At 23.7% G+C, this 14,108-nt stretch carries 9 protein-coding genes; 8 read left to right on the plus strand and 1 reads right to left on the minus strand.

Annotated elements, in window-relative coordinates; genetic code table 11:
• Nucleotides 1-47 precede the first annotated feature (47 nt).
• From STAT_RS00185 to odhB, 8 genes are all read left to right on the plus strand, one after another.
• Nucleotides 48-1,151, plus strand: a complete 1,104-nt coding sequence (locus STAT_RS00185; RefSeq protein ID WP_119305280.1) for a lytic transglycosylase domain-containing protein — start codon at nucleotides 48-50, stop codon at nucleotides 1,149-1,151.
• Nucleotides 1,152-1,254: 103 nt separating this feature from the next.
• Nucleotides 1,255-2,241, plus strand: coding sequence for a recombinase RecA (gene recA, locus STAT_RS00190; protein ID WP_119305281.1), 987 nt, complete (start codon nucleotides 1,255-1,257; stop codon nucleotides 2,239-2,241).
• On the plus strand, nucleotides 2,238-3,008 hold the full coding sequence (locus STAT_RS00195; RefSeq protein WP_119305282.1) for an MBL fold metallo-hydrolase: 771 nt from the start codon (nucleotides 2,238-2,240) through the stop codon (nucleotides 3,006-3,008). Before recA ends, STAT_RS00195 begins: the two co-directional genes overlap by 4 nt.
• Before the next feature lie 52 nt (nucleotides 3,009-3,060).
• The gene (locus tag STAT_RS00200) at nucleotides 3,061-6,231 is read left to right on the plus strand and encodes a cytochrome c biogenesis protein (RefSeq protein ID WP_119305283.1); all 3,171 of its coding nucleotides are present in this window, start codon (nucleotides 3,061-3,063) and stop codon (nucleotides 6,229-6,231) included.
• Nucleotides 6,228-7,025, plus strand: a complete 798-nt coding sequence (locus STAT_RS00205; RefSeq protein ID WP_119305284.1) for a lysophospholipid acyltransferase family protein — start codon at nucleotides 6,228-6,230, stop codon at nucleotides 7,023-7,025. The genes STAT_RS00200 and STAT_RS00205 overlap by 4 nt, the downstream gene beginning before the upstream one ends.
• Nucleotides 7,026-7,037: 12 nt before the next feature.
• Nucleotides 7,038-9,224: an alanine--tRNA ligase gene (gene alaS, locus STAT_RS00210; protein ID WP_119305285.1), complete on the plus strand. Its 2,187-nt coding sequence runs from the start codon at nucleotides 7,038-7,040 to the stop codon at nucleotides 9,222-9,224.
• Nucleotides 9,225-9,573: 349 nt separating this feature from the next.
• On the plus strand, nucleotides 9,574-12,303 hold the full coding sequence (locus STAT_RS00215; protein WP_119305286.1) for a 2-oxoglutarate dehydrogenase E1 component: 2,730 nt from the start codon (nucleotides 9,574-9,576) through the stop codon (nucleotides 12,301-12,303).
• A 10-nt stretch (nucleotides 12,304-12,313) separates the two neighbouring features.
• The gene (gene odhB / locus STAT_RS00220) at nucleotides 12,314-13,543 is read left to right on the plus strand and encodes a 2-oxoglutarate dehydrogenase complex dihydrolipoyllysine-residue succinyltransferase (RefSeq protein WP_172548531.1); all 1,230 of its coding nucleotides are present in this window, start codon (nucleotides 12,314-12,316) and stop codon (nucleotides 13,541-13,543) included.
• On the opposite strand, the gene STAT_RS00225 is transcribed toward odhB, so the two are convergent.
• Nucleotides 13,538-14,098: a tetratricopeptide repeat protein gene (locus STAT_RS00225; RefSeq protein ID WP_119305288.1), complete on the minus strand. Its 561-nt coding sequence runs from the start codon at nucleotides 14,096-14,098 to the stop codon at nucleotides 13,538-13,540. The two genes, odhB and STAT_RS00225, sit on opposite strands and share 6 nt — an antisense overlap.
• Between the last annotated feature and the right edge of the window lie 10 nt (nucleotides 14,099-14,108).

A 14,108-nucleotide genomic window follows, 5' to 3' on the forward strand; every position in this document is an offset into this window, starting at 1 on the left:
CTTTTCTAAAAAATTTTTAGAAACTAATCAAACTCATCAAATAAATAATGGAAACGAAAAAAATAAGAAATATTATGTTTTTTGTATTCATCTTAAAAAGTTTGTTTATTCAAACAATATCAGAACCATTTTTAAAACAAAAAAATACAATTAACTTTCATAAAAACACTAATAATAATCCAAAATTAGATTTTATATATACAGAAAAATTATGGAATAAAATGTCAGGATGGAAAAAAAAAACTTTATCTGGAAAAAAAATTTCTCATAAAAAAAAAAATAACGTTAATACTAATACTGTTATTATTAATATTAATATGGAAGAATTGAAACGAAGATTAAATTTTCTAAATCAGAGATCTCAAATTAAAATACTAAAATATAATAGTATTGTACATGCGTCTGTAGAAAGTTATCTTCGTATGAGTAAATATATAGAAAAAATTATTTCATTATCAGATTTTTATTTTCCTATGTTTGAAGAAAAACTTGAAAAACATCATCTTCCAAAAGAATTAAAATATTTAGCTATTGTAGAATCTAGTTTAAATCCTGTTGTAACTTCTAAAGCAGGAGCAAAAGGGATTTGGCAATTTATGCCAGAAACTGGAAAAATATATAATCTTGATATTAATCATATTTATGATGAAAGAAATGACCCTATTAAATCTACAGAAGCAGCTTGTCGATATTTAAAATTTTTATATAAAAAAATAGGAAACTGGGAACTCGTCTTAGCTGCTTACAATGCGGGACCTAAAACAGTCGATAAAATACTACAACGTTATAGTTCTAAAAATAGAAATAAATTTTGGGAATTATGGGAATTTTTTCCAAAAGAAACTCAAAATTACATTCCAAAATTTATTGCCATAAATTATGTAATGAATTATTATAAAGAACATAATATTTATAAACATTATTCTTATTTTAAATATAAATACAAAGAAACAATGTTAATTCCTATTAAGCATAAAATTTCATTGAAATTTTATGCTTGTAATTTAAATATTTTTTATCGAGATTTAATTTTTCTTAATCCAAAATATCTTGTAGATCTTATTCCTTCAGGAAATAAATTAAGATTACCAATAAATAAAATCTTATTTCTTAATAATAAGAAAAGATTTCTCTTGAAAAAAAATCCATAAAAATTAATTGTTTTCATAATATTTATATCCAAATAATAAAAAACATATTTATATGTATTATGAATTAAATTAATTTCTTAAATGAAAAATTTATTTCAAAACTATGAACGAAAAAATTGAACGAAAAAGAAAATCTTTACAACTTGTATTGGAAAAAATGGATAAAATATATGGAAAGGGAACTGTAATGCAAATGGGAGATTCTCATATAAAAAATTTAGAAGTTATTTCTTCTGGTTCTTTAAGTTTAGATATTGCTTTAGGAATAAAAGGATTTCCAAAAGGTCGTATTATTGAAATATTTGGTCCGGAATCTTCTGGAAAAACTACTTTAGCTTTACATGCTATAAATCAATCTCAAAAATTAGGAGGATTTGCTAGTTTTATTGACGCAGAACACGCTTTTGATCGTATTTATGCTAAAAAAATAGGAGTAAATATAAAAGAATTAATTATATCTCAACCAGATAATGGAGAACAAGCACTAGAAATTGTGGATAAATTAATTAGATCTGATGTTATTGATATGATAGTAGTTGATTCTGTAGCAGCTTTAACACCTAAAAGTGAAATAGAAGGAGAAATGGGTGATTCTAAAATCGGATTACAAGCAAGATTAATGTCTCAAGCTTTGAGAAAGCTAACTTCTAGTATAGGAAAATCTAAAAGTATATTGATATTTATTAATCAACTAAGAGAAAAAATAGGAGTTTATGGAAATCCAGAAGTCACAACAGGGGGAAATGCTTTAAAATTTTATTCTTCAATACGATTAGATATCCGAAAAGGGGTTCAAATTAAAAATGGAGAAAAAATATTAGGAAATAGAACAAAAGTAAAAGTAGTGAAAAATAAATTATCTCCTCCTTTTAGAACTGCTGAATTTGATATTATGTACGGAGAAGGTATTTCAAAAATTGGAGAAATTTTAGATATAGGAATAGATTTAGGAATCCTTAAAAAAAATTCTTCTTGGTTTAGTTATGGAGATCTTAAATTAGGTCAAGGAAGAGATTCTGTAAAAGAATTTTTAAAAAAAAAAGAAAATATTATAAATGAAATACAAAAAAATATATATAAAAATATATGAAAATCACTTTTTTAGGAACTGGAACATCTCAGGGAATTCCTGTTATTGGATCTAAACATCCGGTATGTTTATCGAAAAATTATAAAGATAAAAGATTAAGAAGTTCTATTCTCATTGAAAAAAATCAAAAATTTTTTTTAATTGATTGTGGACCAGATTTTCGTTATCAAATGATAAGAAATAATTACGAAAAATTGGATGCTATTTTCATAACACATGAACATCAAGATCATATAGGAGGATTAGACGATATAAGACCTATCAATAATATGAATCAATTAACTATTCCTATTTATGGATTACATAGAGCAATAGAAAATTTAAAAAAAAGATTTTTTCATCTTTTTTCGAAAAACAAAAAACCAAATACTTCAAAAATTTCTGTCCATGAATTAGATAATTATAACAAATTTTTTTTTGTAGAAAATTCTAAAATTATTCCTTTATTCATATGGCATGGAGATCTTCCTATTTTAGGATTTCGTATAGAAAATTTTGCGTATATCACAGATGCTAGTAGTATTCCTATTCAAACAATAGAAAAATTAAAAGGAATTAACATATTAGTATTAAATATACTTAGAAAAGTAGTAAAAAATTCTTTTCCTTTCTTACTTTCTGAAACTTTGAATGTTATTCAAAAAATTCGTCCTAAAAAAACTTATTTAACGCACATCAGCCATACATTTGGATTCCATGAAAAAATTGAAACACAATTACCTAAAAATGTACATTTAGCTTATGATCAATTAATTATACATGAATAAATAAAAAAACCTATATAATAAAGTAAAATTCTATATTAAAAAATACGGGTAGATGCAAAAAATAAAAAAAATACTTTTTTCCACAAAAGTTACTTCTTTCTTATTCTTATCATTCGCTTTATCTATGGCTATAGCTACTTTTATAGAAAAAAAATATACTACAGATGTAGCAAAAATATTTATTTACGAATCTACTTGGTTTGAAATTCTTTTATTACTTATCATAATAAATCTAATAGGAAATATATGGAAATATAAATTATGGAATTACAATAAAATCCCTCTATTCATCTTTCATTTTTCATTTATATTCATTTTTATTGGAGGTCTTTTTTCTAGATATTTTAATTTTGAAGGTACAATGTCTATAAGAGAAGGAGAAATAAATGGAAAAATACTTTCTAACAAAAGTTATATAAAATTAAAAGTAAATCAAGGATCTAACATTAGATATTATCATGATCCTTATATTTTCTCTTATTTTCATCATAATAAATATAAAGGAGTATTTTTTTTTAAAAAAAAACCTTTTAAAGTTAAAGTTATAGATTATATACCATGTGCAAAGATTTTTTTATCAAAAAAAAATCCAGAAGAAAAAATTATAAAAATAGTTTCAACAAATCAAAAAGAAAGAACAGAACATTTTATTAAAAATGGAGAAATTATAAATATAAATGGAGTTTTATTTTCTTTTAATAAAAGAATTCCTTTTGGAATTGTAATTTTGGAAAAAAATCATAAGATTTATATAAAATCATCTTTTTCAGGTAGAAGCATCAATATGATAAATAGAAAGGTTAGTTTTTTTTCAAAAAAAATTGATCATATATTAAAATTTAATCATTTATATCAAATTAAAATCCATAAAAATTATAAAACTATACAATGGGTTATCCCTGAAGGGGTCATTAAAGGAAAATTAAAATATGTAAAATCATGTGATTATGAAGAAAATAATAAATTAAGTGCTATTACGGCAATAATATCATTTCAAAATCAATCCAAATTAGTTACATTTTTAGGAGGAAAAAATGCAACAAACATGAGTTCTCCTTTATTTTTTAAGGATTATAAAATATCCATTGGATATGGCTCAATTTTTTTTAATCTTCCTTTTTTCATAAAATTAAAAAAATTCAGATTGGAAAACTATCCAGGTTCTGAGTTTCCATCTACTTTTACAAGTTATGTTACATTAATAGATAAAAATATTAAAAAAAACTATTTCATTTATATGAATCATGTTTTGAATTATAAAGGATTTCGATTTTTTCAATCTGGATACGATCCAGATGGAAAAGGGACTCATTTTTCTGTTAATAACGATTATTTAGGTACTTATTTTTCCTATATTGGTTATATTTTTATGAGTATAGGTATGTTTTTAACTTTATTTTGGAAAGGAACTAGATTTAATTATCTCAGAAAAAAACTAAAATATTTATCTCATAAAAATTTTTCATTATTATTGTTCATTGTATTTTATTTTCTAGGGAATATACAGAATTCTGTTTTTTCTCAAAAAAAACAAGAATTCAAAAATATTCCTTTAGAAAATATTTTTGATGCAATTCATATTTCTAAAAAACATGGAGATAACTTTGGCCGGTTATTAGTACAAGATCAAAAAGGAAGAATTAAACCTATTAACACAATTGCTATTGAATTACTTAGAAAAGTACATAAAAAAGATTCCATAGGAAACTTAGATGCAAATCAATGGTTTATATCAATACATCAAGATAATATTTTTTGGGCAAAAATTCCTTTTATTAAAGTTGATAAAAAAGGCGGACATAAATTCTTAAATAAAATAAAAGCAAATCTACAATATTATGTTTCTCTTATGGACCTATATATCATAGACCCAAAAACTTCAAAACTAAAATTTCTTCTTCAAGAAGATTATGAACGAGCTTTTTCTAAAAATCCTTTTCAAAGAGATGAATATGATAAAGCAGTATTGAATCTTAGTGAACGTATAGGAATAATACATGAAATTTTTCAAGGAAAATATATTCGTATTTTTCCTATTCCTCATGATATCAATCAAACTTGGTCAAGTTGGATTTCCAATTCAAATAAATTAAATCCCTTAGGGTTATCCATGTTTAGTAATTATCTTAAATCTTTATTATTTTCTCAAAATGAAAAAAATTGGAATCTTGCAGATAAAGAAATCCAAAAAATACGATTATACCAAATTAAGCACGCAAAGTCTATTTTACCTTCAGAAAATAAAATATCTGTAGAAATCCTTTATAATAAATTAAATATATTTTATGTACTATCTTTTATATATTTTTTCTTTGGGATCATTCTTATTTTCCATTCTTTCTTAAATATTTTTTTTAAAAAAAAATATACATACATATCTAAAACATTTATTTTTATTTTATTTATTTTATTTATCCTAAATTTTTTTGGATTAGTCACAAGATGGTATATCTCTGGGCACGCTCCATGGACTAATGGATATGAATCTGCTATTTTCATTAGTTGGTGTTTGATCGGAATCAATTTTTTATTTTATAAAAATCAATTTGTTTCAGGAATCACAACTTTAATTTCTTCCATTTTACTGATGATTGCACATCATGGAAATGTTATGGATCCAGAAATAACAAATTTAGTACCTGTATTAAAATCTCATTGGTTGATTATACATGTAGCAACAATTACATCAAGTTATGGTTTTTTTTTAACAGGATCATTTTTAGGTTTTTTAGTCTTGATTTTTTTTATATTAAAAGCATGTTTTCATAAACATAGTGAAATCATTCATTTTCACATTGAAAAACTAACTATTATTAATGAAATGTGTTTGACGATAGGGCTTTTTTTATTAACTATAGGAACTTTTTTAGGTTCTGTATGGGCTAATAATAGTTGGGGACGTTATTGGAGTTGGGATCCTAAAGAAACTTGGGCTTTGATTAGCATAATGATTTATGCTTTTGTATTACATATACGATTAATTCCGTATTTTAAAAAAAACATATTTATTTTTAATTTATTCAGTATTTTATCTATAAGTTGTATTTTAATGACTTATTTTGGAGTAAATTATTATTTATCTGGACTACATTCTTATGCAAAAGGAGAGCCCATTTCTATTCCTAATTGGGTGTATTATAGCTTGTTAGTTTTATTTATTATCACTATTTTATCTTATCATTCATTCAAATTTCATAAAATAAAATACATCAATAAACAGTGAGTTTTTATTCGTTTTTTTTTAAAAAAAACTTTAAAAAAAAAAGCACTTTATTTAGAGATGCTTTTGGAAATTTTCATTTTATAAAACGTTTTTTAATTTTTACTTTTGGTTGTATTTCTTATAATCGTTATAATGGATTTAATCAATTACATTTAGAAGGAACTGAATATATAAGAGATTTACCTGATAAAAAAGTTCTTTTTGTATCTAATCATCAAACTTATTTTGCAGATGTATTTGCTATGTTTCATGTATTTTGTAGTGTAAAAAATGGTTTTGTAAATAGTATTAAAAATCCTATTTATCTTTTAAATCCTAAAGTTAATTTATATTATGTAGCAGAAAAAAATACGATGAATAAAGGTTTTTTAACTAAATTATTTATTTATTCAGGAGGAATTACTGTAAAAAGAATTTGGAAGGAAGATAATGAAAAAATCAATCGTTCTATAAATATACTATCTGATATTACTCGCATGGGAATTGCGCTTAATGATGGTTGGTTGATTACTTTTCCACAAGGAACAACTCAAGCTTTTGCTCCTGGACGAAGAGGAATTGTTTATGTTATAAAAAAATATAGTCCTATTGTTGTTCCTATTGTAATAGATGGATTTAAAAAAGCTTATGATAAAAAAGGAATACGTATTAAAAAAAAAGGAGTTTTACAAAAAATGAAATTTAAAGAACCTATTCAGATAGATTTAAAAAAAGATACAACAGATTCTATCATGGAAAAAATTATGGATGCTATCGAACAGTCTCCAAAATATAATAAAAAAGATAAATCATAAATTTCAAAATAAATGAAATATAAATTTATAAAAGATACTTTTCTTAATTTTTTTCAAAAAAAGAAACATAAGATCCTTCCTTCTTTTCCTATTTTTTCTAAAGATGATTCCACTCTTTTCTTTGTTAATGCCGGAATGAATCCTTTCAAGGATTATTTTTTAGGACATGTAAAGCCTGAATATACAAGAATAGCCAATGTTCAAAAATGTCTTAGAATAACTGGAAAACACAATGATTTAGAAAATGTAGGATATGATGATTATCATCACACCATGTTCGAAATGTTAGGAAATTGGTCTTTTGGAGATTACTCCAGAAAAGAAACCATAGAATGGGCTTGGGAATTATTAACTAAAATATATCATATTCCTAATCAAAATATTTATGTTTCTATTTTTATTGGAGATAAAAAAGATGAATTGTCCATGGACAAGGAAGCATTTAAATATTGGAAGACTTTTCTTGATGAAAGTCATATTCTTTTTTTTGGAAAAAAAGAAAATTTTTGGGAAATGGGAATAGAAGGGCCTTGTGGTCCTTGTTCAGAGATTCATATAGATTTAAGGAATGAAAAAGAAAAAAAAGTATTATCTGGAAAATACCTTATTAATAAAAAACATCCTCAAGTAATAGAAATTTGGAATCTTGTTTTTATAGAATTTATACGTAAATCAGATGGAACGTTAGAAAAACTTCCTAAAAAACATGTAGATACAGGAATGGGACTAGAAAGATTATGTATGATTTTACAAGGAAAAAATTCTAGTTATGAAACTGATATTTTTTATCCTATTATTCAAGATATAGAAGAAAAATTAGGAAATATTTATAATAAAAAAAATTTTGATCAAAATGTATCTATAAAAATTATAGCAGATCATCTAAGAGCTATTGTTTTTTCTATTTTAGATGGACAATTACCATCTAATAATGAGGCTGGTTATGTGATAAGAAAAATACTTAGAAGAGCTGTAATTTTATGTATCCGTTTTTTACAAAAAAAAGAACCTTTTATTTATAAAATAGTAGATACTTTAGTAAGAGAAATGAAAAGTTCTTTTTCGGAGTTAGAAAATAAAAAAAATTATATTAAAAATATCATTAAAGAAGAAGAATTATCATTTTTCAGTATTGTTGAAAAAGGAAGTAAAAAAATTCAACATATAATTACTGAACATAAAGAAAAAAATGAAAAAATCATTCATGGAGAAAAAATTTTCCAATTATATGATACTTATGGATTTCCTATGGATCTATCTAAAATAATAGTTGAAAAAAACAACTTATTCATTGATGAAAAATCATTTCAAAAAAAATTATCGGAACAAAAAGATAGATCCAAAAAAGAAAGAAATTCAATTTTAAAAAAAGATTGGATAAAAGTGCATAACAATTTTCATCAAAATCAAAATTTCGTAGGATATGAATTGATAGAATGTAATATTTTAATATTGAAATATAGAAAAGTAGAAAATAAACTCAAAAACATTCATTATTATGAACTAGTATTTTCCAAAACTCCCTTTTATCCTGAAAGAGGTGGTCAGTTAGGAGATACGGGGATTATAAAAAATGAAATTGATAAAATTGATATTTTTGATACTAAAATAGAAAATTCTATTATTATACATTGTGTTCAAAGATTACCTTCAAATGTTTTTTCTTATTTCAAAGCTATAGTAGATCAAAATAGAAGAAAAAAGATAGAAAAAAATCACACTTCAACTCATTTATTAAATTTTGCTCTAAAACAAATTCTAGGAAATCATATTCAACAAAAAGGTTCTTACGTAGGAGATGATTATCTAAGATTCGACTTTTCTCATTATCAAAAAATAAAAACTCAAGAATTGCATAAAATCGAAGATTTTGTTCAAGAATTAATTTTTTCTGATCTTATATTAAAAATAGAAATATTTCATTCTTTATATGAGGCTAAAAAAAATGCTTCTAACGCTTTTTTTAGTGAAAATTTTGAAAAAAAATACAAAAAAAAACAAGAAATACGAATTGTAAATTTTGGAAAATCTTCCGAATTATGTATTGGAACACATGTTAAAAATACTAAAGAAATTCAAGTTTTTGAAATATTGTCAGAATCTTCTATCTCACATGGAGTACGTAGAATTAAAGCTATAACTTACAAAAATGCAATTCAACATTTAAAATCTATTCGTAATCAATATCAATCTTTATAAAAAATATAGTGAAATATTCAGGTTCTTCTATAAAAAATTTTTCAAATTTTAAAAATTAAAACAAAAAAATATGAAAATAAATATTAAAAAACTATATAAAGATATCCTGTTAAAATAATAGACTATGTATATGTAAAATTGATTTTAATTTAATTAAGAATAAGAAAAAAAATAATAAAATTTTGAAAAAAATAATCGTAAAATTACGTGATTTTCATAAAATATTTTATGATTATAAAATTTGTAAAAAATGAAAAAATAGTCTCAGATATACATATATATCTCATTTTTAATTTTTTTTTAAAAAAAAATAAACTTTTAATGTTTAAATTTGAAGTAAAAATAATCTATGAATGATAGATTTTCTTTTCTAAATGCTATTCACTTTAAAGATATAGAATTTCTATATAATCAATACAAAAAAAATCCTAGTTCAATAGAGTCGAGTTGGAGTGCTTTTTTTTATGGATTCGATTTTGGAACAAAAAACTATAAAAATATTCTAAAACTAGAGGATAATGATAATATCATACAAAAAGAATTTTTAGTATTTAATTTAATTTACGATTATAGAAAAAGAGGCCATTTTTTTACAAATACGAATCCTATACGAAAAAGAAGAAAGCATTTTCCTTCTTTAGATTTAAAAAATTTTGGATTATCTGAAAAGGAATTAGATACATATTTTGAAGTTGGAAAATTAATAGGAATAGGAAAAACCTCATTAAGAAATATAATTAATCATTTAAAAAATATTTATTGTGGATCCATAGGAATAGAATACATATATATTCCTAACCCTGAAAAAATTCAATGGATTGAAGAATGGTTTTTTCAAAAAAAAATACAATTTCTTCCAGAAGAAAAAAAGTTTTTTTTGAAAAAATTAAATGAAGCAATCACATTTGAAAAATTTCTTCATACCAAATTTGTAGGTCAAAAAAGATTTTCTATAGAAGGAAATGAATCCACGTTACCTGCTTTGGAAGAAATGATCGAATATGCATCCGATAAATATGTTACTGATGATTTTATAATTGGAATGTCACATAGAGGCCGTTTAAATATACTTTCTAATTTTTTTAGAAAAGATTATTCTTATATATTTAGCGAATTTCAAGGAAAAGAATATAAAGAAAAAACTTTTTCTGGTGATGTAAAATATCATTTAGGATTTTCAAAAAATAGAAAAACCCGTAAAAATAAATATATTAAAATTAATTTAGTACCTAATCCTTCTCATTTAGAATCTGTAGATGCTATCGTAGAAGGAATTACACGTGCTAAAATAGATATTTTATATAATCAAAATAGTAATTCTGAAAAAATTCTTCCCATATTAATTCATGGAGATGCAGCATTATCCGGACAAGGAATTGTATATGAAGTACTTCAATTATCTCAATTAAAAGGATATAAAACTGGAGGAACCATTCATATTGTAATGAATAATCAAATAGGATTTACTACAAATTATACTGAAGGTCGTTCTAGTATATATTGTACTGATATAGCAAAAATAACAATGTCTCCTGTATTACATGTTAATGCAGATGATGTCGAATCTGTTATTCGAGCTATCTATTTTGCGGTAGATTTTAGAATGCGTTACCATGAAGATATTTTTATAGATTTATTGGGATATAGAAAATATGGACATAATGAAGGAGACGAACCTAGATTTACTCAGCCTTCTTTATATAAAGCTATCTCTCAACATTCTAATTCCTACAAATTATACAGAGAGAAATTAGAAAAAGAAAAAATTATTAATGATGATGATGTAAGAAATATGGAAAAAGAATATGAAAAAATTCTTAATTTAAAATATATTGAAACAAATAATATTAAATGGAATACATTGAATTCTTTTTTAGAAGAGGAATGGAAAAATTTTCCTATAGTATATAAAAATGAAGAAATTTTTAGAAAAGTAGATACACAATTTTCCGTAGAAAAAATTATAAAAATATCTAATAAAATTTTCTCTCTTCCTAAAAAAAAGAATTTTTTTAGGAAAACGGAGTTTATTTTTAAAAAAAGATTAGAAATGATTAAGAAGAAAATTGTAGATTGGAGTATGGCAGAACTAATAGCTTATGGAACTCTTTTATATGAAGGAACTCATATCCGTTTATCAGGAGAAGACGTAGCAAGAGGGACATTTTCTCAACGTCATGCTATTGTTAAAACAGAAGAAGAAGAAGAAATTATTCTTCTTAATCAAATTTCTAAAAAACAAGGAAAAATACAAATTTTTAATTCCCCTCTTTCAGAATATGGAGTTTTAGGCTTTGATTATGGATATGCCATGTATTCTCCTCATGTTTTAACTTTATGGGAAGCTCAATTTGGAGATTTTGTAAATGGGGGACAAATCATAATAGATCAATATATTTCTTCTGGTGAAAATAAATGGAAAATTAGAAATGGAATTGTATTGTTATTACCTCATGGATATGAAGGACAAGGACCAGAACACTCTTCTGCACGTATTGAACGTTATTTACAACTTTGCGCTAATAATAACTTATTTGTAGTAAATTGTACAACTCCAGCTAATTTTTATCATCTTATAAGAAGGCAAATGAAATTAAAATATAGAAAGCCTATGATTGTCTTCACTCCTAAAAGTTTGCTTAGAAATACAAAATGTTTATCTACAATAAAAGATCTTTCTATAGGTCCTTTCCAGGAAATATTGGATGATCCTTATGTAAAAGATTTCAAAAAAATTACGAAATTAATTTTTTGTTCTGGAAAAATTTATTATGAATTGCTTAGTAGAAAAGAATTTATTCAAGATGAAAAAACCGCATTAATTCGTATAGAACAAATTTATCCATTAAAAATAGAAAAAATTAAGGAACTTTTAGAAAAATATAAAAATAAAAAAGAAATTTTTTGGGTACAAGAAGAACCAGAAAACATGGGGTTATGGAGTTTTATTTTAAGAAAATTAGGAAATATGATTTCATTCAATTTAATAGCCCCATCTGAAAATTCTAGTCCGTCTACAGGATCTTATATAGATTTTTTAAAAATCCAAAATAAAATATTAAAAAAAGCTTTTTTTTGAAATTTAAATTATGATAATACAAATAAAAGTCCCTTCTCCAGGAGAATCCATTACAGAGGTAGAAGTATCTACATGGCTCGTAAAAAACGGAGATTATGTTCATAAAGGTCAAGCGATAGCAGAAATAGATTCAGATAAAGCAACTTTAGAAGTTTCTTCAGAAGAAAATGGAATAATAACTTTTATGGTAGAAAAAGGAAAAAGAGTAAAAGTTGGAGATGTTTTATGTATTATTAATTCTTCCGTAAAGAATATAAAAAAAAGTAAAGAAAAAACTTCGCAAGAAAAAAAAGACAATGTTGAAAAAATTTTTTCTGAGAATAAAAATATTAAAATTCCTTCTCCAGCATCAAAAAAAATTTTGAAGGAAAAAAATATTTCTATAGAATCTATTCAAGGTAGTGGAAAACATGGAAGAATAACAAAAAAAGATTGCATTTTTTATTTAAAAAAAAATAAATCTTCTTTTACTTCGAATAATTCTATTTGTAATGAAATAACAAATAAAAGATCAAAAATAAAAACTCCTCTTTCTTCTTTAAGAAGGAAACTTTCCGAGAGGTTAATTTATGTAAAAAATCAAACTGCTTCTCTCACAACATTTAATGAAGTAGATATGTTAGAAATTTTTCTTATTAGAAAAAAATATAAAGATCGTTTTAAAAAAAAACATGGGGTAAATTTAGGGTTCATGTCTTTTTTTACTATGTCTTGTATTAGAGGTTTAAAACTTTATCCAGATATCAATTCTATGATTAGTGGAAAAGACAAAATTAATTTTGAATATTATGACATTAGTATTGCTATATCTGGACCTAAAGGATTAATGGTCCCCGTAATTAGAAATGCAGAACATTTATCATTTCGGAAAATAGAACAAGAAATATATAAATTATCAACACGAGTTCATAATGGAAAAATTTCTATAGATGAGATGAAAGGAGGAACTTTTACTATTACCAATGGAGGTGTTTTTGGTTCTATGTTATCTACTCCGATTATAAATCCACCACAAAGTGCCATATTAGGAATGCATAAAATTATGGAAAGACCTATAGTAATTAATGGATCTATTGAAATACGTCCTATTATGTATTTAGCTTTGTCTTATGATCATAGAATAATTGATGGAAGAGAATCTGTAGGATTTCTAGTATCTGTGAAAGAATCTATAGAAAATCCTATAAAATTTTTAATGGGAGGAAATGAAGAAAATATTTCTAATAGCTTAGAATTATAATTTTTTTCTAACATAAGGATTAGGTCTATTTATATTTCCTATATTTATTTTTTTTATTTGGTTTTTTATGATATGAATTTGATCATGTAATAAACCAGAAACATCCATTTTTTTTGCTTCTGATAGTAAAAATTCAGATTTTTTTTTGTTTCCTCTTGACAAAGAGGCTATAGCTAAATTTAATTTGGCTATAGCTATATTTGGTTTAAATTTTAGTCCTAAATCTAGGGCTTTATGCATATAACTTTCTGATTGAAAAATATTACTTTCTGAATATAAAATTCCATTTAAAAAATAATAATAAGCTATTTGGTTTTTGGTTAACTGTAGTTTAGGTTTTTTAATATATCTTAAATATTTTTTTACTCCTTTCATATCCTTTTTTTGTATTTTAAAAAAGGCTAATAATAAAAATTCATTTCTAAAAATAAAAAAAATAGGAATTATACTTAACAAAAGTAAAATATATCCATATAAATAATTTTTTTGAAAAAATGAAAAAACAGATCCTATAAAAATAAATAGAAATAATCCTATTTTTGAATATTTACTCATAATCTAAATT

This window comes from Blattabacterium cuenoti STAT (assembly GCF_003573915.1).
In the GTDB taxonomy this organism is placed as follows: domain Bacteria; phylum Bacteroidota; class Bacteroidia; order Flavobacteriales; family Blattabacteriaceae; genus Blattabacterium; species Blattabacterium cuenoti_A.